19 protein-coding genes are annotated in these 18,886 nt (G+C 63.6%); 13 read left to right on the top strand and 6 right to left on the bottom strand.

Annotated elements, in window-relative coordinates; translation table 11 throughout:
• The first annotated feature begins 17 nt into the window (after nucleotides 1-17).
• Nucleotides 18-2,237, top strand: a complete 2,220-nt coding sequence (locus ACVILI_RS28235) for a heavy metal translocating P-type ATPase (protein ID WP_038653214.1) — start codon at nucleotides 18-20, stop codon at nucleotides 2,235-2,237.
• 2 nt (nucleotides 2,238-2,239) lie between these two features.
• Here ACVILI_RS28235 and ACVILI_RS28230 read toward each other — a convergent pair whose 3' ends face one another.
• The 3 genes from ACVILI_RS28230 to ACVILI_RS28220 all read right to left on the bottom strand — a co-directional run bounded on the left by ACVILI_RS28230 (nucleotide 2,240) and on the right by ACVILI_RS28220 (nucleotide 5,583).
• Entirely contained in the window at nucleotides 2,240-3,424 is a 1,185-nt protein-coding gene (locus tag ACVILI_RS28230; RefSeq protein ID WP_038648884.1) for an MFS transporter, read from the bottom strand.
• 153 nt (nucleotides 3,425-3,577) lie between these two features.
• Nucleotides 3,578-3,787 carry a DUF2061 domain-containing protein gene (locus ACVILI_RS28225; protein WP_019860487.1) on the bottom strand — a complete coding sequence of 70 codons (210 nt, stop codon included), beginning with the start codon at nucleotides 3,785-3,787 and terminating at the stop codon, nucleotides 3,578-3,580.
• Between the two features lie 131 nt (nucleotides 3,788-3,918).
• Complete coding sequence (locus tag ACVILI_RS28220; RefSeq protein ID WP_038648881.1) at nucleotides 3,919-5,583, bottom strand: Na/Pi cotransporter family protein; 1,665 nt, start codon at nucleotides 5,581-5,583, stop codon at nucleotides 3,919-3,921.
• A gap of 387 nt (nucleotides 5,584-5,970) precedes the next feature.
• On the opposite strand from ACVILI_RS28220, the gene ACVILI_RS28215 reads away from it, so the two are divergent.
• The 9 genes from ACVILI_RS28215 (at nucleotide 5,971) to ACVILI_RS28175 (ending at nucleotide 14,756) form a co-directional block, all read left to right on the top strand.
• A complete protein-coding gene (locus tag ACVILI_RS28215) occupies nucleotides 5,971-6,339 on the top strand; it encodes an RcnB family protein (protein ID WP_019860485.1) in 369 nt (122 codons plus the stop codon).
• A gap of 140 nt (nucleotides 6,340-6,479) precedes the next feature.
• Nucleotides 6,480-8,414, top strand: a complete 1,935-nt coding sequence (gene dnaG / locus ACVILI_RS28210; protein ID WP_038648879.1) for a DNA primase — start codon at nucleotides 6,480-6,482, stop codon at nucleotides 8,412-8,414.
• A 366-nt stretch (nucleotides 8,415-8,780) separates the two neighbouring features.
• Entirely contained in the window at nucleotides 8,781-10,805 is a 2,025-nt protein-coding gene (gene rpoD, locus ACVILI_RS28205; RefSeq protein WP_019860483.1) for an RNA polymerase sigma factor RpoD, read from the top strand.
• Between the two features lie 183 nt (nucleotides 10,806-10,988).
• Nucleotides 10,989-11,282 carry a GYD domain-containing protein gene (locus tag ACVILI_RS28200; RefSeq protein ID WP_027047268.1) on the top strand — a complete coding sequence of 98 codons (294 nt, stop codon included), beginning with the start codon at nucleotides 10,989-10,991 and terminating at the stop codon, nucleotides 11,280-11,282.
• 102 nt (nucleotides 11,283-11,384) lie between these two features.
• The gene (locus tag ACVILI_RS28195) at nucleotides 11,385-11,654 is read left to right on the top strand and encodes a putative hemolysin (RefSeq protein WP_038648876.1); all 270 of its coding nucleotides are present in this window, start codon (nucleotides 11,385-11,387) and stop codon (nucleotides 11,652-11,654) included.
• A 26-nt stretch (nucleotides 11,655-11,680) separates the two neighbouring features.
• Nucleotides 11,681-12,739, top strand: coding sequence for a DMT family transporter (locus ACVILI_RS28190; protein ID WP_457102676.1), 1,059 nt, complete (start codon nucleotides 11,681-11,683; stop codon nucleotides 12,737-12,739).
• 13 nt (nucleotides 12,740-12,752) lie between these two features.
• Complete coding sequence (locus ACVILI_RS28185) at nucleotides 12,753-13,145, top strand: thiol-disulfide oxidoreductase DCC family protein (protein ID WP_038653207.1); 393 nt, start codon at nucleotides 12,753-12,755, stop codon at nucleotides 13,143-13,145.
• 101 nt (nucleotides 13,146-13,246) lie between these two features.
• The gene (locus tag ACVILI_RS28180) at nucleotides 13,247-13,861 is read left to right on the top strand and encodes a GyrI-like domain-containing protein (RefSeq protein WP_038648873.1); all 615 of its coding nucleotides are present in this window, start codon (nucleotides 13,247-13,249) and stop codon (nucleotides 13,859-13,861) included.
• Nucleotides 13,862-14,081: 220 nt separating this feature from the next.
• Nucleotides 14,082-14,756 carry a PadR family transcriptional regulator gene (locus ACVILI_RS28175; protein WP_064980470.1) on the top strand — a complete coding sequence of 225 codons (675 nt, stop codon included), beginning with the start codon at nucleotides 14,082-14,084 and terminating at the stop codon, nucleotides 14,754-14,756.
• 70 nt (nucleotides 14,757-14,826) lie between these two features.
• Here the strand turns inward: ACVILI_RS28175 and ACVILI_RS28170 are convergent, their stop codons facing one another.
• Nucleotides 14,827-15,087: a YiaA/YiaB family inner membrane protein gene (locus ACVILI_RS28170; RefSeq protein WP_019860476.1), complete on the bottom strand. Its 261-nt coding sequence runs from the start codon at nucleotides 15,085-15,087 to the stop codon at nucleotides 14,827-14,829.
• Between the two features lie 61 nt (nucleotides 15,088-15,148).
• Nucleotides 15,149-15,826, bottom strand: coding sequence for a PspA/IM30 family protein (locus tag ACVILI_RS28165; RefSeq protein ID WP_038648870.1), 678 nt, complete (start codon nucleotides 15,824-15,826; stop codon nucleotides 15,149-15,151).
• Nucleotides 15,827-16,005: 179 nt separating this feature from the next.
• On the opposite strand from ACVILI_RS28165, the gene ACVILI_RS28160 reads away from it, so the two are divergent.
• Both ACVILI_RS28160 and ACVILI_RS28155 read left to right on the top strand, forming a co-directional pair.
• Entirely contained in the window at nucleotides 16,006-16,644 is a 639-nt protein-coding gene (locus tag ACVILI_RS28160; protein ID WP_038648867.1) for a TetR/AcrR family transcriptional regulator, read from the top strand.
• A 71-nt stretch (nucleotides 16,645-16,715) separates the two neighbouring features.
• Nucleotides 16,716-17,492, top strand: a complete 777-nt coding sequence (locus ACVILI_RS28155; protein ID WP_038653204.1) for a TylF/MycF/NovP-related O-methyltransferase — start codon at nucleotides 16,716-16,718, stop codon at nucleotides 17,490-17,492.
• 6 nt (nucleotides 17,493-17,498) lie between these two features.
• Here ACVILI_RS28155 and ACVILI_RS28150 read toward each other — a convergent pair whose 3' ends face one another.
• Nucleotides 17,499-18,152, bottom strand: a complete 654-nt coding sequence (locus tag ACVILI_RS28150) for a CmcI family methyltransferase (RefSeq protein ID WP_240564805.1) — start codon at nucleotides 18,150-18,152, stop codon at nucleotides 17,499-17,501.
• Nucleotides 18,153-18,519: 367 nt separating this feature from the next.
• Here ACVILI_RS28150 and ACVILI_RS28145 point away from each other — a divergent pair, with 367 nt between their 5' ends.
• Nucleotides 18,520-18,807, top strand: coding sequence for an HlyU family transcriptional regulator (locus tag ACVILI_RS28145; RefSeq protein WP_038648865.1), 288 nt, complete (start codon nucleotides 18,520-18,522; stop codon nucleotides 18,805-18,807).
• Nucleotides 18,808-18,886 lie beyond the last annotated feature (79 nt).

The raw sequence follows: 18,886 nt of genomic DNA, 5'->3' as shown, positions 1-18,886 counted from the left end.
AGCAGACGGGTGATGGCATGACTTCTCCTCTAACGCAGACACGGTTCAAGATCGGCGGCATGGATTGCGCGTCCTGCGCGGCCAAGATCGACACGGCGGTGCGCCGTCTCGACGGTGTCGCGGATGTCTCGGTTTCGGTGACCGGCGCCAGCATGACGGTCAGCCATGGCGGGCCGCTCAGCGACGTCAAGGTGCTGCGGCAGGTGGCGCGGCTGGGCTACGGCATCGTCAAGGCGGAGGCCAGGACCGATGGGCCGGAGACCAGGGCGCATGATCATGCCGCTCATGATCACGAAGGCCATGACCATGGCGGCGGCCAACAAATCACCAAAGAGGCCGCTGGGTCGTCCCATCTGCACAGCCACCCCGCACCGGGGCAGGCGTGGTGGCGTACCCGCCGTGCGGCGCTGACGCTGGCTTGTGCCGCAGCGGTGCTCGCCGCCTATGGCATAGGCCATCTGTTTCTTTCGGCCGAGCGCTGGGCTTTCCTGGCGGCGTTGCTGGTCGGTCTCGTGCCGATCGCGCGGCGCGCGCTGATGGCTGCCTTGGCCGGAACGCCGTTCTCGATCGAGATGCTGATGACCATTGCCGCTGCTGGTGCGGTGATGATCAATGCAACGGAAGAAGCCGCCGCCGTGGTGGTGCTGTTCCTGATCGGCGAGCTTCTTGAAGGGGTCGCCGCCGGCCGGGCGCGGGCCAGCATACAGGGCCTGGCTGATCTGGTGCCGAAGACGGCGCTTGTCGAGCGGGGAGGCGGCACGGTCGAAGTTCCCGCCGAACAGCTCGCCGTGGGCCACGTCATCGTGGTGCGGCCGGGCGACCGCATCCCGGCCGATGGCGAGATTGTGGAAGGCTCGAGCGACATTGACGAGGCGCCGGTGACCGGCGAAAGCACGCCGAAGCGCAAGGGTGTCGCGGAACCCGTCTTCGCCGGCACGATCAACAGCGATGGCGTGCTGAAAGTGCGCGTGACAGCGGCGGCTTCCGACAACACCATCGCCCGCGTCGTGCGCCTGGTCGAGGAGGCGCAGGAGGCCAAGGCGCCGACCGAGCGCTTCATCGATCGCTTCTCGCGATACTATACCCCGGGCGTGCTGGCGGTCGGCGCGTTGGTGGCCGTGCTGCCGCCGCTCATCGCCGGCGGCGACTGGAGCGAATGGATCTACAAGGGCCTGGCGATCCTCTTAATCGGCTGCCCCTGCGCGCTGGTCATCTCGACGCCCGCCGCGATCGCCGCCGGTCTGGCGACCGGGGCGCGGCGCGGCCTGCTGATGAAGGGTGGCGCGGTGCTGGAAGGCTTTCGCCGGATCACGGCGGTGGCCTTCGACAAGACCGGCACGCTGACCGCGGGCAAGCCTGCCATTACCGACATCGTTGCCTATGGCCGCGATGAGCGCAGCGTGCTGGCGCTGGCGGCGGCGCTCGAACAAGGCTCCAGCCATCCGCTGGCGGTGGCGATCCTGGACAGGGCCAGCGCCGCCAAGGCGCCGGTGCCGCCGGCGCTGGCCGCCAGAGCGATCTCGGGCAAGGGGGTTGAGGGCAGTGTCGGCGGCGTGGCTGTCTTCCTCGGATCCGGCCCGGCGGCGGGCGAACGCGCAGATATTACGGAAGCACAGCGCCTTGCCATCGACAGCCTCAACGGCCAGGGCAAGACCGTGTCGGTGCTGGTCGCCGATGGCGTGGTGGCCGGGCTGATCGCCATGCGTGACGAGCCACGGCCGGATGCGGCGGCTGGCATTGCGGCGCTCAAGGCGGAGGGCATCCGCGCGGTGATGCTGACCGGCGACAATCGCCGCACGGCGCAAGCCATCGCCGCTTCGCTCGGCATCGAGGCGCGGACGGAACTGCTGCCGCAGGACAAGCAGCGCATCGTCGGCGAATTGCAGCGCGAGGGGCTGAAGGTGGCCAAGGTCGGTGATGGCATCAACGACGCGCCGGCGCTCGCCGCAGCCGACATCGGCATCGCCATGGGCGGCGGCACCGACGTGGCGCTGGAGACGGCGGACGCGGCGATCCTGCATGGCCGCGTCCTGGACGTTGCCCGCATGGTGCGGCTGTCGCGGGCGGTGATGGCCAATATCGGCCAGAACATCACCGTGGCGCTGGGACTGAAGGCGGTGTTTCTGGTCACCACCATTTCAGGCATTACCGGCCTGTGGCCGGCGATCCTGGCCGACACCGGCGCCACCGTGCTGGTCACCGCCAACGCCATGCGTCTGTTGCGCTGGCGCGGGTGAGGCTACTCCGCCGGTGCCGTCAGCGGCGGCGTGGCGTTGCTGCGCGCTTCCCAGACCTGGGAGATGGCAGCCACCACCACGGCGACCAGCATGGCGAAAGCGCCCACCACGGGCAAGCTGCGGTAGCCGTAGCCGGCATTGAGCATGGCGGCGCCCAGCGACGCGGCCAGCGCGATGCCGACATTGAAGCCGGACGGGATCAGTGATGAGGCAAGATTGGACGCGTCGGCCGTCCAGGCCAGGATGCGGGTCTGGATCGGCGTGCCGATGGCGAAGTTGAGGCCGCCCCAGATGACGATCGCCACGATCATCGGCACGGGGTAGGGGCTGACGGCATAGATGACCGCCAGCGTCACCGCTTGCAGGGCCAGCATGGTGATGAGCGACGGCATCAGCTTCCAGTCCGACAGCTTGCCGCCGAGGAAGACGCCAAGCGTCGCGCCGACGCCGTTGAGCAGCAGCACCCAGGGCACCAGGTCTTCGTCGAGCCCGGTGACCTCAAGCAAGGTCGGCGTGATGTAGGTGAACAGGCAGAACTGGCCGAGCATCAGCATGAGCATCAGGATCAGCGAGGTCCAGACCTGCTGGCGCGCCAGCACGCGGACCTCACGCGCCAGGCCGGCGGGCTTGGCCTGATACCCGGCGGTGCGCGGCAGAAGGGCAGTCATCGCGAGCGTTGCCGCCACGCCGAGCACACACATCACCCAGAAGGTGGCGCGCCAGCCCCAGATGTTGCCGATGGCGGTGCCCGCCGGCACGCCGATGACGTTGGAGACGGTGAGGCCGGACAGGATGACCGCGACCGCCATGCCGCGTTTGTCCTCGGGAACCAGGCCGACGGCGACCACCATGGCGACGCCGAAATAGGCGCCGTGCGCGACTGCCACGGCGATGCGCAGCAGCAGCATCGAGGTAAAGTCGGGCGCCAGCGCGCAGGCCGCCTGGCCGATGGTGAAGACGATGGCGAGGCCGAGCAGCAAGGTCTTGCGCGGCAGGGATTTGGTGGCGAGCGCCAGCAGCGGGCCGCCAATGGCGATGCCGCAGGCATAGCCGGAGACGAGATAGCCGGCGGATGGAACCGAAACGCCGAGCCCTTCCGCCACTTGCGGCAGCACGCCGGCAATGACGAATTCGGTGGTGCCGAAAGCGAAAGCGGCGATGAACAGGGCAATGAGCGGAAGCGACATGGGAAAGCCTTGGCTGGAACGGCGTCAAACCACGGATGGGCGGCGCGGGCAATCCAGAAATTTTTGTCGCGACTTTAGGTTTTCTTGACCGAACCCCCTCGCGTCAGCCGCTGGCTTGGCAATTGGCAGTGCATGCCGGCAGTGGGCAAGCTGCTAGACCGGGGTCCTGCGCCCGTAAGGGATCTTCAGCCATGCGCGCTCATGAAAATAGTAGAGCAGCGACTTGGTGAAGACCTCCGTCACGCCGATGGCGGCCGCCAGCTTGATGCTACCAGTCACCACAAGCGAGATGATCATCGTGTCGATGGTGCCGGTTATGCGCCAGGAAAGCGCCTTGGCGAAACTGCGCGAATGGGTGTCCATCGATTTCCTCCCGGGGGCATCAGATGCTTAGCCGACGGGCGGGAGGGTGAGCAAAGACTAATTTTGCCGTTCGAGCCGGAACGACGCAAGCTTGTTCCCAAATTGACGCCGCCGTGGCAAATCCCTTCTCGTTAGCTGGCCTTCAGTCGTGATCCTGTGAGAAGGCCGCGCTCTTCGAGCACCGGATAGGCCATCGAGGCCAGCAGTGAATTGATCTGCTTCAGGTCGCGGATGGTGTCGAGGTGGATCGAGCTGGTCTCGACGCTTTTGGCGGTGCCTTCGCGCAGCCGCAGGAAATGGCTGGCGCTGGTTTCCTTCTCGCGGTCGCGCAGTTGGTCCTTCTCCAGCACCAGCTGACGCGCCGTTTCGGGGTCGCGCGAGACCAGCACGTTGAAGGCAAGCCTTGCATTGGCCAGCACCGAGCCGTGGAAGGCGCACAATTCGCTCCAGCCCTCGTCGGTGAACTCCAGCCCGCGATCGACCTTCTTCTTCACGTGCACCAGCATGTTGCGCACGATGATGTCGCCGACCTGCTCGAGCTTGACGCAGGCGCCGATCAGTTCCTGGCAGCGCAGCGCCTCGTCCTCGGTCAGCGGGTTCTTGGTGACCTTGGCGAGGTAGAGTTTGATCGCCGCATGCTTGCGGTCGACACGGTCGTCGAGGGCGGCCAACGCCTTGATCTTGTCGGTGTCGGCACTCTCGTAGAGCTCGATGATGCGCTTCAGCATGATCTCGACTGTCTCGCAGACCCGCACCACCTCGCGCGTCGCATTGGCCAGCGCCTGGCTCGGCACATCCAGCGCGCTCTCGTTGAGCGCGGACAATTCGATGACGTCGAGCGAGGCGGCCGGCGCTGCCTTGGTGCCGAGCGCGACGATCTTCTCCGAGGCGCGGTAGACGAAGCCGGCCAGCGGTAGGCCGGCCAGCAGGATGATGACGTTGAACAGGATGTGGGCGTTGACTATCTGGTCGGCCGCCGTCGCGCCGAGGAAGCCGACATGCGGCCGGACGATCATGAACAGGACCAGCATGACCAGCGAGCCCAGCCCGCGCATCAGCAGATTGCCGATCGGCACGACGCGCACGGCGGGCCCGGCTGACCGGGTCAGCATCGGGGCGATGATGGAAGAGCCGAGATTGACGCCGAGGATGAGGACGACGCCGAGTTCAGGGCTGATCAGGCCGCGGCCGGCCAGGGTCGCCATCAAAAGCACCGCGGCGATGCTGGACTGGAACAGCCAGGTGATCAGCGCCGCCAAGAGATAGGCGGTGACGGAATCGCTGGAGAAGTAATTGATGATGACCGGCATGAGCTGGCTGTTGCGCAGCGGCTCCGACGCCTGGCCGATCATTTCCAGCGACAGGATCAAGAGGCCGATGCCGACCAGGATGCGGCCGGTCTGGCGCCAGTCGCGACGCTCGGTGGCCATAAACATCACCGTGCCGGTGATCAGGCAGAGCGGCACCAGCAGCGTGAGGTCGAAAGTCAGCAGCTTGACCACCAGCGCCGAGCCGATCTCGGCGCCGCGCACGGCCAATTGGCCGGCGGCGCCCGAGACGATACCAGAACCGGCGAAGGAGCCGACCAAAAGCGTCACGGCAGTCGAACTCTGCAGGGCGATGGCAAGGCCGGTGCCGGCCAGCACCGCCATGATCGGATTGCGCATGGTGGCGCGCAGCCTGTGGCGCAGCACATCGCCATAGGCGCGCTCGACGCCGGTCTTCACCATGCGGGTGGCAAACAGCATCAGCGCCACGGCGCCGGCCAGATGCAGAAGGACGACGGAGCCGCTCATTTCGGCGCCTGCATGAGGACAGGGCACGCAGTGCGGGCGGCGCGGCGAACAGGCGGAAAAGCAAGGGTTCGAATCATGATCATGACACTGTGAATAATAGCGGGAATATTTTAGCCGGATAATAAAACTTTGTCGATTTCAAGAGGCCGCCGCGTGGCGACAGGCCGTGTCGGGAAATGGACGGGTATGCAAATGGTTGCACAGCCGGGCTTTGGCCGATCCGGAGAACGGCTGCTTTTGCCGAGTGGCCGACACTCATCTTTGCGATGATGCTCAAATATCTGCAATAAGCACAAGATTTCATTACACAATTGTAATGCCGGCGTTCAGTTTCAGTTCATCCGTCGGCCGCTATTCCTCGGGCATCGACAACCAAGGAGATTTCTCATGAAGCGCATTGTTCTTTCTGTCCTCGCCGTCTCGATGCTGGCCGCCACCTCACTTGCCGGCCAGGCCGCGCCGATGAACGCGCCGGTCGCGCCGCAGTCGAATTACACCAAGGTCGACTGGCAGAAGCCGGGCCACCACAATGATGTGAGGAAGCGCGTCTTCAAGAAGAAGGTCGTCGTGAAGCGGAACCACTGGCGCAACGGCCAGAAATATTCGGGCTGGAGGCAGCACCAGCCGATCCGCGACTATGGCCGGTACGGCCTGCATCGTCCCGGCCGCGGCCAGGAATGGATCCGCGTCGGCAACGACTATGTGCTGGTGAGTGTCCTATCCGGCATCATCTTCGGCGCGATCGCCGCGCATTAAGCTTCCAGCATTGGCCTGGAAAAGAGGGCGGCCCGCAACGGCCGCCTTTCTTTTTGCCCTGTGGAAACCGGGTATGGCCGGTATTGGGGGTCGTCGGATTTCGCTGGCATGATTATATGGTGGGGAAACGAGTTCCCTCAATGCGCTTTCCGCCCGCCTTTCTCGACGAGATCCGCGACCGCGTGCCGATTTCATCGGTTATCGGCCGGCGCGTCGCGTGGGATCGCAGGAAGACCAACGCGTCGCGTGGCGACTTTTGGGCCTGCTGCCCGTTCCATGGCGAGAAGAGCCCGTCTTTCCACTGCGAGGACAAGAAGGGCCGCTACCATTGTTTCGGCTGCTCGGTCTCGGGCGATCATTTCAAATTCCTGACCGAACTCGACGGAATGAGTTTCCCCGAAGCGGTCGAGAAGATCGCCGACATGGCAGGCGTGCCGATGCCGGTGCGCGACGCCCAGGAAGAGCGGCGCGAGAAGGAACGCGCCAGCCTGACCGACGTCATGGAGATGGCGACCACCTTCTTCCAGGAGCGGCTGCAGGGGCCTGAGGGGGCAAAGGCCCGCGCCTATCTCAGGGACCGCGGGCTGACGCCGGCGACGCAGCAGTCGTTCCGGCTGGGCTACGCCCCGGACAGCCGCAACGCGCTCAAGGAACATCTTGCCGCCAAGGGCGTGCCGAAGGCCGATATCGAAGCCTGTGGGCTGGTGCGGCACGGCGACGACATTCCGGTCTCCTATGACTGGTTCCGCGACCGCATCATGTTCCCGATCCCGGATTCGCGCGGCAAGATCATCGCTTTTGGCGGCCGGGCGCTGGCGCCCGATGCGCTGGCCAAGTACATGAACTCGCCCGACACCGAGCTCTTCCACAAGGGCAACGTGCTTTACAATTTCGCCCGGGCGCGCAAGGCGCTCGCCAAGGATGGCACGGTCATTGCCGTCGAAGGCTATATGGACGTCATCGCGTTGGCGCAGGCCGGGTTCGAGAATGCCGTGGCGCCGCTCGGCACCGCGCTCACCGAAAACCAGCTCGAACTGTTGTGGCGCATGGCGCCGGAGCCGATGCTGTGCTTCGACGGCGACAAGGCCGGGCTGAAGGCGGCATGGCGTGCCGCAGATCTGGCATTACCGTCGGTGCAGGCCGGGCGCTCGGCACGTTTTGCGCTGCTGCCGGAGGGCAAGGATCCCGACGACCTGGTCAAGGCCGAAGGGCCGGACGCGTTCCGCGCCGTGCTCGCCGACGCGCGGCCGCTGGTCGACCTGTTGTGGATGCGGGAGACCGCGGGCGGTGTCTTCGACACGCCGGAGCGCCGGGCGGAACTGGGAAAGACGCTGCGGGAGTTGACCAGCCGCATCCGCGACGAAAGCACGCGCTATCACTATCAGCAGGAAATGCGTGAGCGGGAAAAGAGCTTCTTCGGCTCGCAGCGCGATACACGGCAAGGGCGCCAGGACTGGAAACCGGGGCAGGGCAAGGCAGCCGCACCCGGTGGGCAGTTCGCCAAGCCTGGTGGCGGCCGCATGGCGATCACCGAAAGCCTCGGCCAGTCGGCGCTGGTCAAGCGCGGCAGCGAGGGCATGTCGGTGCGCGAGGCGACGATCATCGTGGCGCTGGTCAACCATCCGGCGCTGATCGACGAGAATTTCGCCCATGTCGAATTTCTCGACCTCGCCAATTCCGAGCTGCAGCGGCTGCACGCCGCCATCCTCGACGCGATGGCGCATGACATGGCCAATGACCGCCACGCCGTGGTGGCGACGATCGAGCGTGCCGGCTGCGCCGAGATCTGGGAGCGCGCCGTCGGCCTGATCCGGCGGGCACGGCAATGGCCGGCGCTGGAGACGGCAGCACTCGACGACGCCCGCGACGCTCTGAACCAGGCGCTGCACTTGCAGCGCAGCGCGCGCACCTTACATAAGGAGCTGAAACAGGCGGAAGCGGCGCTCGAAGCAGATCCATCGGACGAAAACTTCCGCCATCTGATCGAAATTCAGGCGCAATTTCAGGATGTACAGGCGACGGAAGCGCTGATCGAAGGATTCGGCGTTTCGTCGGGCAGGGCTGGGCGAGCCTAAGTGCAACTGAGTGCAGGAATGAGAGCGTGGCCGGGCTTCCCAGGGGAGCAAGGCGCGCTAAGTCGGGTAATTGATTCGCTTTTTTCATGCGAATCATGCCAGAGGCGCTTGACCTTCAGACAGAATGGCGGAATCAGGACGATTCGAAACGTTAACCCGCACCCGCGCCGACGGGAAATGAGCGATGTGAGGTACTGGTCACTGGACAGGCAGGCCGCCTGCCACAGATATCAGGGTTAATCTGGACTTAACGATCAATGAAGTTAGTGGCCCGGTGAAGCGCGTTTCGAAACGAGCCTATCCGATTTGACTGGTCCGACAGCTTACGCGGCCCCGATGCCCGGCCGCTAGGAGAAGATAAAAATTATGGCGACTAAGGAAAAGGAAGAGGTCGAGACCGAACGCGAAGGCGCCACCGATGGCCCTCTGCTCGACCTTTCCGATGATGCTGTCAAGAAGATGATCAAGGCCGCCAAGAAGCGCGGCTATGTCACGATGGACGAGCTGAATTCGGTGCTGCCTTCCGAGGAAGTGACCTCCGAGCAGATCGAGGACACGATGGCGATGCTGTCCGACATGGGCATCAACGTCGTCGAGGATGACGAGCAGGGCGAAGAGGCCGAGGCCGGCGACACCGCGGCGGACGCCGAGGAAGACGCCAACGAGCTGGCCGAACAGACCGGCACGGCGGTCGCCGCCACCACCACCAAGAAAGAGCCGACCGACCGCACCGACGATCCGGTGCGCATGTATCTGCGCGAAATGGGCTCGGTCGAGCTGCTGTCGCGCGAGGGCGAAATCGCCATTGCCAAGCGCATCGAGGCCGGTCGCGAGACGATGATCGCGGGCCTGTGCGAAAGCCCGCTGACCTTCCAGGCCATCATCATCTGGCGCGACGAGCTCAACGAATCCAAGATCCTGCTGCGCGAGATCATCGATCTCGAAGCGACCTATGCCGGCCCGGAAGCCAAGCAGGCGCCGGTGGTCGAGCGCATCGAGGAAGCGCCGAAGGCCGAGGAAAAGCCGCGCCGCGGGCGTGACGATGAAGACGACATCACCAATGTCGGCGCCGATACGCGCGGCATCGGGGACGATGACGAGGAAGACGAGGACGAGGCGAGCCTGTCACTGGCGGCGATGGAAGCCGAACTGCGTCCGCAGGTGATGGAGACGCTCGACGTCATCGCCGACACCTACAAGAAGCTGCGCAAGCTGCAGGACCAGCAGGTCGAGAACCGTCTGGCCGCCGCCGGCACGCTGTCGCCCAGCCAGGACCGCCGGCTGAAGGAGCTGAAGGACCAGCTGATCAAGGCGGTGAAGTCGCTGTCGCTCAACACGGCGCGCATCGAGGCGCTGGTCGAGCAGCTTTACGACATCAACAAACGCCTGGTGCAGAACGAGGGCAAGCTGTTGCGCCTCGCCGAAAGCTATGGCGTGCGCCGCGAGGAGTTCCTGAAGGAATACCAGGGTTCCGAGCTCGATCCCAACTGGACGCGCGCGATCGGCAATCTGACCTCGCGCGGCTGGAAGGAATTCACCAAGAACGAGAAGGATGCGATCAAGGACCTGCGCGCCGAGATCCAGCACCTGGCCACCGAAACGGCGATCTCGATCCTTGAATTCCGCAAGATCGTCAACCAGGTGCAGAAGGGCGAGCGCGAAGCCGCGATCGCCAAGAAGGAAATGGTCGAGGCCAATCTGCGCCTCGTCATCTCCATCGCCAAGAAATACACCAATCGCGGCCTGCAGTTCCTCGACCTGATCCAGGAAGGCAATATCGGCCTGATGAAGGCGGTCGATAAGTTCGAATACCGCCGCGGCTACAAGTTCTCGACCTACGCGACATGGTGGATCCGGCAGGCGATCACGCGTTCGATCGCCGATCAGGCGCGCACCATCCGCATCCCGGTGCACATGATCGAGACGATCAACAAGATCGTGCGCACCTCGCGCCAGATGCTGCACGAGATCGGCCGCGAGCCGACGCCGGAGGAACTGGCCGAAAAGCTCGCCATGCCGCTCGAAAAAGTGCGCAAGGTCTTGAAGATCGCCAAGGAGCCGATCTCGCTCGAAACGCCGGTCGGCGACGAGGAGGATTCGCATCTGGGCGATTTCATCGAGGACAAGATGGCGATCCTGCCGATCGACGCGGCGATCCAGGCCAATCTGCGCGAGACCACCACGCGGGTTCTCGCCTCGCTGACACCGCGCGAGGAGCGTGTGCTGCGCATGCGCTTCGGCATCGGCATGAACACCGACCACACGCTGGAAGAAGTCGGCCAGCAGTTCTCGGTCACCCGCGAGCGTATCCGCCAGATCGAAGCCAAGGCGCTACGCAAGCTCAAGCACCCGAGCCGGTCGCGCAAGCTGCGCAGCTTCCTCGACAGCTGAGACAGACCGACAGCAAAATCTAAAAGGGCGCCACTGGCGCCCTTTTTCGTTTGTGGCGCGCGCTCTTGCAGCTCGCAGCCTTCGGGAGGATAATTTCCAGGTCGGATGCATTTTCTGGGCGACAACCCGGATGCCCGCCCCGGCGAAGATGCCGTGCTCCGTGGCCCCGGAGGGAGGTGTGCCATGACAAGCTACATCGTGCTGATGAACTGGACGGAGCAGGGCGCGAAGAACGTGCGCGACTCGCCGAAGCGGCTCGATGCCGCCAGGAAGCAGCTGGGCGACATGGGCGGCTCGTTCAAGGCGTTCTACCTGACGATGGGTGAATACGACATGGTGGCGGTGGTCGAAGCACCCGACGATGCCGTCCTGGCACGTTTCTCGCTGATGCTTGCGGCGGCCGGCAACATACGGACGCGGACGCTGAAAGCCTTTCCCGAATTCGCCTACCGCGAGATCATCTCGTCGCTTGGATAGCAAGCGGCAGGTTTGAAGGCGATGACAAGGGTATCCGGCCTGACGGCGCTTTGCCGCAGGACAGGACGCTTCGCCGTGATAGACTGCGGCCAGGGGAACGCGATGAAGAAAGTCTCGATACTGGCTGCCAGCATTGCCTTGATATCGTCGATGCCTTTCGCCGCAGGTGCTGCCGCGCAAAAACCGGTCGGCATGGCCAATCCGGCATCCGCCCATTGCGGCGAGATCGGCGGGCGTCTGGTGATCAGGAAGGACAGAGCCGGCAACGAATACGGGTTTTGCCGGCTGCCCAAAGGGCGCCTGTGCGAAGAGTGGGCGCTGTTTCGCGACAACAAATGCATCGGGCCAAAGGCGGCGATGGGCGGCAAATGACATGCGCGCTGTCATAGGGTGAGATGATGTCCGAAACACATTCGCATCTTTGGCCCGGCGTGCCGCTCGCCCTTGGCTCGGCCGCTCTGTTCGGCGCGACGCCGCCGCTTTCCAAGCTGCTGCTCGATGCCGTGAACCCCTTCATGCTGGCTGGCCTGCTCTATCTCGGCGCCGGTCTCGGCCTCGCTCTCTATCGCTTGCTTCGCGGCAAGCAGGCGGCGGCTGGCGAACCGCAACTGGCCGCCCGGGAAATCCCTTGGCTGGCGCTTGCAATCGGCATGGGTGGCATCCTCGCGCCGGTGCTGTTGATGTTCGGCCTCAGCCTCAACACGGCATCCAGTTCAGCGCTGCTGCTCAACCTGGAAGGGTTGGCGACGATGGCGATCGCCTGGCTCGTCTACCGCGAGAATGTCGACCGGCGCCTGCTTTTCGGCGCCGTCGCCATCCTGGCGGGCGCGGTGCTGTTGTCGTGGGACGGCGGCGGCGTTGCCTTCAACCCGGGCGCCCTGCTGGTGGCGGGGGCTTGCGTGGCCTGGGGGCTGGACAACAATTTCACGCGTAGGATTTCAGCCACCGACCCCGTGGTGATCGCCATGCTGAAAGGCCTGGTGGCGGGTGCAGCCAATGTCGGGTTGGGGCTGGCTTCCGGGGCGTCGTTTCCCACGACGCCCATTGTCGCGGCCACGGCCGCGGTCGGCTTCCTCGGCATCGGCGTCAGCCTGGTGATGTTCATCCTGGCGCTGCGCCATCTCGGGACGGCGCGCACAGGCGCCTATTATTCGCTGGCTCCGTTCATTGGTGCGCTGCTGGCCATCGCCATGCTGGGCGATGCCGTCACACTCAAGCTGGGGATCGCGGGGCTTCTGATGGGCGTCGGCCTGTGGCTGCATCTGTCGGAACGCCACGACCATGAGCATGACCATGAGGCGCTAGAACACGAGCACAGCCATGTGCATGACGAGCACCACCAGCACGATCATGACGGGCCTTTGAGTGAGCCGCATTCGCATTGGCACCGGCATGCGCCGATGCGCCACCGGCATCCGCATTATCCGGACCTGCATCATCGGCATAGCCACGGCTGAGCATGCCAAGATCATGCTCAAGCAAACACCCAAGCCTGAACTGACCGTCTGGTACAACACGCGTTGCCCTGTCTGCGATGCGGGCATCATCTGGCAAAAGCGGCGGCTGATCGAAGCGGTCAAGGCCGGGCGGATCGAGTTTCGCGACATCAATCTGGAGCCGGCGGCGCTTGGCCGTTTTGGCGCCTCGCTGGAAGACATCCGCCGCCGGCTGCACGCCACCGACGCGGCCGGCCGGCTGCTGGTCGGCGCCGATGTCGCGATTGCCATATGGCAGGCGACACCGGGCGAGGGCTGGCTGGCCACGCTTTTCGGCAATCCGATGGCCTTGCCGCTGACACGCCTTGCCTATGATCGCTTCGCCGACCTGCTCTACGCCTGGAACCGGCGCAAGGGCCGCTGGTAATCCTTGTCTTGCCTGTCGCCTCTCGCAGCGTTGACTTCAATCAATGCTGCCCCGCTCGATAGTACCGACTATGGAACCATCACTTTTGATAAGGGTCTGGGATGGAGAAGATCGACTTCAAAAAAATCATGAAGGCGTTCTGGCAGCCTCCTGCCGGTGTGTTTTCCCTGGTCGATGTTCCCAAGCTGCAGTTTGCGATGATCGACGGCAAGGGTGACCCGAATACCTCCGAAGAATACCGGCATGCGATCGAATGGCTCTACTCGGTGAGCTATCCCCTGAAGTTCATGTCGAAAAAGGAACTCGGCAAGGATTATGGCGTGGCTCCGTTGGAAGGCCTCTGGTGGGCCGAGGACATGTCGAGCTTCCTGACGGGCGACAAGGATCTCTGGTCGTGGACCATGATGATCATGCAGCCGGACTGGATCCCAGCCGAAATGTTCGAGGCGGCTCTCGAAAAGGCGCGCGCGAAGCTCGGCCAGCCGCCCGAAAGTCTCAGATTGCAGTCCTTTCACGAAGGGCTGGCGGTGCAGATCATGCATATCGGACCCTATAGCGCGGAAGGGCCTACGATCCTGCGCCTGCATGAGGAATTCCTGCCCGCCAACGGTCTCGTCGAAAACGGAAAGCACCACGAGATCTACCTGGGTGACCCCCGCAAGGCGGCACCAGAAAAACTGAAAACGGTGATCCGCCAGCCGGTCAAGAAACGATAGACCTGACGACACCGCAGGTCGAAGGGGCCTGAAGGTACCTTCCAGCCCGATGTCAGCGCTCGCGCAATGGTCGTCGACCCGCGAAGCGCCTTCTAGCCGCGTGTCCGGCGAAAGCAAGCCTCTGGTTCCATGCCTCGATACATCGTAAGATATATCTTGACTCCGAGAGGGCAGCTGCTTAATTAAGATATATCGTAAGATAGAACTCAAAGGAGCAATCATGCACAGACATAGTCATTTCGGCGAACGCATGTTCATGCACATGGCCGGCAAATTCGGTGGCAGAGGGGGCGGCGGCTTTGGTCCGTTCGGCCATGGCGGTCGTGGCGGCGGACGCGGTGGTCCGGGCGACATGTTCCGCGCCGGCCGCATGCTGGCCGACGGCGACCTCAAGCTGATCACGCTGTCGCTGCTGGCCGAGGCGCCGCGCCATGGCTACGACATCATCAAGGCACTGGAAGAGCGCACCAGCGGCATCTACAGCCCGAGCCCGGGCGTGGTCTACCCGACGCTAACCTTCCTGGAAGAGGCCGGCTATGCCGTCTCGTCGAGCGAAGGCAACAAGAAGGTGTTTTCCATCACCGAGGCCGGACAGGCGCATCTTGCCGACAATCGCGAGATGATCGACGGCGTGCTCGACCACCTCGAGCGCTTTGGCCGCAAGATGGCCAAGGCGCGCGATTGGTTCGGCTGGAACGATGATGGCGAGGACCGCCGCGGCGGCCGGGGCGGCCGTGGCGAGCGTTCGGAGACGCGCGACGAATTCCGCGCCATCCGCCACCGCCTGCGCGCTGCGCTGGGCGACATCGTCGATGCCCCGGCCGAAAAGCAGGCCGAGGCGATCGCCATTCTCGAAGCCGCGGCGGAAGCGCTGGAAGCGCTGACGCACCGCTGATCCAGGCGCAACAAACGCATGAAAAAAGCCCGGGGCGACCCGGGCTTATTTGCGTCAGCGCAGATGCGGATCATTCCTTGCCGACATATTCGCTGATCAGCTTTTCGTTGCGGGCCTTCTCGATCTTGGCGGTCATCTCGGCCGACAGGCGCTCATCGGTGCGGTACTTGACCAGGTTCACGAGGCTGCCCGTGAGCAGAAGGATGCCCATGGCCCAGTAGCCCTTGGTCGACAGGTCGACTGGCGCCAGCCACAGCGACAGGCCGAGCATGAAATAGGCGGCTCCGACCGAGGCGGTGTTGAACATGATGTAGGTCTGATTGGCGTTCATTGGAGTTGTCCGTGGGTTCGATGGTGTTGGGTTGATGGAGTCAGGTCTGCGAAGACCGGTTTCAGTTGATGGTCTTCAGGCGCTCGAGCACGTCCCTGGCGCGCACCCTCACCGCCGGACCGTGTCCAGCATCGGCAAGGCGATCGCAGATCGCTTCGTGACGCAGTTCGCCGTCGATCTCGTCGAGAATGCCTGCCTCCTCGAACGGATCGCTGGCTGCCGTGATGCGGGCGAGCAATTCCTCGGCGTCGTTGAGGCTTGCCGAATGGCCGATCGACCTGACGAGGCGTGACTGCGCCTTGCGCTCGGCATCGATGGCGCGGGCCGAGATCATACCCTGGTTCAAGTCGATGATGCGGCGATGCGCCCGCTCCACCGAAACGCGCATCCGTAACGTCTTTTCGCCAAGGCTCTGCACCGTGGCGCGGCGGACTTCGCGCTCATTCTCCAGTTCGGCGATGGCCGCGGCACCGCTTTCGGCAAGCCCGGTGTTGCCGGCGGCCAGCGCGCTGAGCGTGCGGCTTTCGAGATCGGCGTGGCGTCGTTCGAGCTGGTCGAGACCGGCCTGCTCGGCGCGCTGGCGAACGATCAGCGTGGCGAGTGTCTGCTTGGCGGCGGCAAGGCCCGTCTCGGCGTCGCGGATGCGTTGCGCCAGAAGGTCGATGGCGAAGCGATCCTTCAAGCCGTCCTCGGCCCGTGCGCTGGCGCCGTCGAGCAATGTTCTGATCAGGCTAAGCATGGTTCTTCTCCCTTCGAGTGTTGCCGTGAACAATGTTCACGAAGCCAACATAGCAGGAAATGAACATTGTTCAAGAGGATTTTTGAACACTGTTCACGAAATCCCGGATGTGGTAAACGGAGGGGCGATCGTGGTTCGAACAGCCCGGGTCGAGGGCAAGGGCATCCATAAGGACAAACATGGCACTGGACAGGGAAGAAATAGGCGAGCGGGTGCTGGCGATTGCCGAGGTGCTGCTCAACGAGGGCGGCATGGACAATCTGAAGGCCAGGACCATCGCCGAGCAGGCGGGCATTTCGGTCGGCTCGGTCTACAATCTGTTTTCCGACCTCGACGGGGTGCATCGTGCCGTCAACATGCGGCTACTCGAACGGTTGGGCGCGGCAGGGGCGGCGGCGATGGCCGATCTTTCCCAGCGCGGCATCACCGATGTGCGCCAGCGCCTGCTGGCACTGGCCAGCGCCTATGTGCGTTTCGTCGAGGCGCATCCGGGCAGCTGGCCGGCGCTGCTGGCCTTCAACAGGCGCCGTCCGACGCTGACCGAGCCGGATGCCTATGAGGCGCGGCTCGACCAGCTGTTCGAGATCATCGCCGGCGTGCTCGCCGGCGGCGACTTCGACCTCGACGACCACACGCGCCGGATCGCGGCCCGCACATTGTGGTCAAGCGTGCATGGCATCGTCACCAGCGGCTATGCCGGCAGGTCCGTTCGCCGGCAGGCCGACGAGATCGACCAGCAGATCGAGCTGCTGGTCGCCGTCTTCATCAGGGGGCTGGAGCACGGCGGCGCATTCGCGCATGCTGGGACAACAGCGTAGTGGCTTGACGTCGAGGGTTGACGCGTCGCTCGGATTCGCGAACGTGGCAGAGCGGGGCAATGAAGAGCCGGATGATGACGACAGTCAACGATTCTACCCCAGCAGCGCGGGAATTATATCTTGATCTCCTGGTCAGGATATTGCTCAACACCATTTACCGGGATCCCGCCATCAACCCGGGGGTCCGTCCGATGGTGGTCGAGCCGTTCAACCCGAAAACCCGCGCGATCGGCAAGGATTGGCCAACCCAAGCTCACACGATGGTCGGCCAGGCTCGCCTCGAGAACTTGCGCAATCTATCGCAGCAGGTGCTGGACGACGGCATCGTTGGCGACTTCATCGAAACGGGCGTCTGGCGCGGTGGCTGCTGCATCCTGATGCGCGGGGTTCTTGCCGCGAACCAGATCCATGACCGCAAGGTCTATGTCGCGGACTCATTCGCCGGCCTGCCGGCGCCAAACGAAGAGCTCTATCCCCGGGATGCCGGATGGAACCTTAACGTGTTCAAGGAGTTGGCAGTCTCGCTGGAGACGGTCAAGGACAATTTCTCACGTTATGGGCTGCTCGACGAGCAGGTCGTGTTCGTGGAAGGGATGTTCAGCGACACGCTGCCGTCGCTGTCGGCCGGGCCGTTCGCGCTGCTGCGGCTCGATGGCGATCTGTACGAGTCGACCATTGTGGCGCTGAATTCCCTTTACCCCAAATTGTCCCGGGGCGGTGTTGTCATCATCGACGATCGCGCCCTCGATCCATGCCAACGCGCGGTGATCGATTTTCGCGATCGACACGGCATCACGGCACCGATGCAGGAGGTCGACTGGACCGGATCCTGGTGGCGCAAGGAATGAAAGTTGTTAGCGAACGCGACGGAGATAGCCGTTGACGTTCCACGTCACATTGGTGCCGAAGTGGTCGCAAAGGCCGGTATCGATTTCATAGTCCTGTCCACGATCGCGCAAGAACAGCTCGACCGCACGGCGCGGGCCGCCCATCAGCCTGGCGACATATTCAGGGCCATAAAGATCGTCGACAATACCGTCCTCGACGACAATATACTCTCCGGCAACCAACCAACGATCGAAGAAGCGGAGCACGGCGAGCGTCGTCTCGCAATGATGGTCCGCGTCCTCGATGACGAACATCGGTCTGAGGAGGTTCTCCATCAGATCCGCCGGTAAGGTTGCCGCCAGGTTGCGACCGTCGCCACGATGAAACGTCACGTCCGGCACGCTGATCGAGGGCGGCGTGATGTCGATCGAGTGAATGACGCAGTCGACCCCGAAGCTGCGCAGGATATCGGCAAACCAGAGCGCGCTGCCGCCCCATTTGGAGCCGATCTCGATCAATGTCCGGGGCTTCTGCTGCCAAAGCAGCATTTGGTACAGCGCCAGATCGAATGGATTTTTGTAGGTGGGCACGCCCTTGTAAGTGTAGCGCATCGCGCCGTCTTGAATGCGCGCAAGCGGTGCACCAAGCAATGCACTTCCGATGGCAAGACGTTCAATCATACGGTTGTCCTTCAAGCCGACGTCAAACCCGATTATCCGGTATGCCGCCGAGAAAAAGCGTGAGCGGGACACTCTTCGATTGGCGGTTCAGAAGGCAGTTGCGGAAGAAACTCGTTGGCCATGAACGGCTTACTGGTACGAAATATCGTCACCCATATTCAAGGACATTCATGGCAGGCAGCGGTATATTGCCGATCGCGATTGAATTCCCATGCGCCCCCCGCAACCCACACCGGTCACCAGGACAGGGGGGAACAGTGAGAGGGGGCTGGAACGCGGCGGCACATTCGCGCATGCTGGAACAACAGCGCCGTGAATCGCGAACTGGGCAGGCCGCGATTGCAGGGCGAACAAGGAGATTTGAGCGATGTCTTTTTTGAAACGTCTTTTCGGCGGCGGTGAAGCGGCCGAGCCCAAGAGTGCGGCACCCGCCAAGCAGGTCGAGCACAAGGGTTTCCTGATCAGCGCCACGCCCTACAAGAACGATGGCCAGTACCAGACCTGCGGCATCGTCTCCAAGGAGATCGACGGTGTGGTGAAAGAGCACAAATTCATCCGCGCCGACCGCTTCGCCGGCCTCGACGACGCCGTCGACATCTCGATCAAGAAGGGCATCCAGCTGGTCGATGAACAGGGCGAGCGGATGTTCGGCTAGGGCTCGGCCACGTGCCGCCAGCATAAATCCAGCTTATCATTACCCCTAGTTTTTGAAGACGTTACAGTGTCTTTCGCCA

The sequence above is a fragment of the Mesorhizobium sp. USDA 4775 genome (genome assembly GCF_054062655.1).
The sequence above is the reverse complement of the archived record's forward strand: the minus strand, read 5'-3'. Positions and strand labels throughout refer to the sequence as shown.

Coding starts and splice junctions, on each gene's coding strand:
- ACVILI_RS28235 (WP_038653214.1), top strand. CDS start 18: ATGACTTCTCCTCTAACGCAGACACGGTTCAAGATCGGCGGCATGGAT.
- ACVILI_RS28230 (WP_038648884.1), bottom strand. CDS start 3,424: ATGTCGCTTCCGCTCATTGCCCTGTTCATCGCCGCTTTCGCTTTCGGC.
- ACVILI_RS28225 (WP_019860487.1), bottom strand. CDS start 3,787: ATGGACACCCATTCGCGCAGTTTCGCCAAGGCGCTTTCCTGGCGCATA.
- ACVILI_RS28220 (WP_038648881.1), bottom strand. CDS start 5,583: ATGAGCGGCTCCGTCGTCCTTCTGCATCTGGCCGGCGCCGTGGCGCTG.
- ACVILI_RS28215 (WP_019860485.1), top strand. CDS start 5,971: ATGAAGCGCATTGTTCTTTCTGTCCTCGCCGTCTCGATGCTGGCCGCC.
- dnaG (WP_038648879.1), top strand. CDS start 6,480: ATGCGCTTTCCGCCCGCCTTTCTCGACGAGATCCGCGACCGCGTGCCG.
- rpoD (WP_019860483.1), top strand. CDS start 8,781: ATGGCGACTAAGGAAAAGGAAGAGGTCGAGACCGAACGCGAAGGCGCC.
- ACVILI_RS28200 (WP_027047268.1), top strand. CDS start 10,989: ATGACAAGCTACATCGTGCTGATGAACTGGACGGAGCAGGGCGCGAAG.
- ACVILI_RS28195 (WP_038648876.1), top strand. CDS start 11,385: ATGAAGAAAGTCTCGATACTGGCTGCCAGCATTGCCTTGATATCGTCG.
- ACVILI_RS28190 (WP_457102676.1), top strand. CDS start 11,681: ATGTCCGAAACACATTCGCATCTTTGGCCCGGCGTGCCGCTCGCCCTT.
- ACVILI_RS28185 (WP_038653207.1), top strand. CDS start 12,753: ATGCTCAAGCAAACACCCAAGCCTGAACTGACCGTCTGGTACAACACG.
- ACVILI_RS28180 (WP_038648873.1), top strand. CDS start 13,247: ATGGAGAAGATCGACTTCAAAAAAATCATGAAGGCGTTCTGGCAGCCT.
- ACVILI_RS28175 (WP_064980470.1), top strand. CDS start 14,082: ATGCACAGACATAGTCATTTCGGCGAACGCATGTTCATGCACATGGCC.
- ACVILI_RS28170 (WP_019860476.1), bottom strand. CDS start 15,087: ATGAACGCCAATCAGACCTACATCATGTTCAACACCGCCTCGGTCGGA.
- ACVILI_RS28165 (WP_038648870.1), bottom strand. CDS start 15,826: ATGCTTAGCCTGATCAGAACATTGCTCGACGGCGCCAGCGCACGGGCC.
- ACVILI_RS28160 (WP_038648867.1), top strand. CDS start 16,006: ATGGCACTGGACAGGGAAGAAATAGGCGAGCGGGTGCTGGCGATTGCC.
- ACVILI_RS28155 (WP_038653204.1), top strand. CDS start 16,716: ATGATGACGACAGTCAACGATTCTACCCCAGCAGCGCGGGAATTATAT.
- ACVILI_RS28150 (WP_240564805.1), bottom strand. CDS start 18,152: ATGATTGAACGTCTTGCCATCGGAAGTGCATTGCTTGGTGCACCGCTT.
- ACVILI_RS28145 (WP_038648865.1), top strand. CDS start 18,520: ATGTCTTTTTTGAAACGTCTTTTCGGCGGCGGTGAAGCGGCCGAGCCC.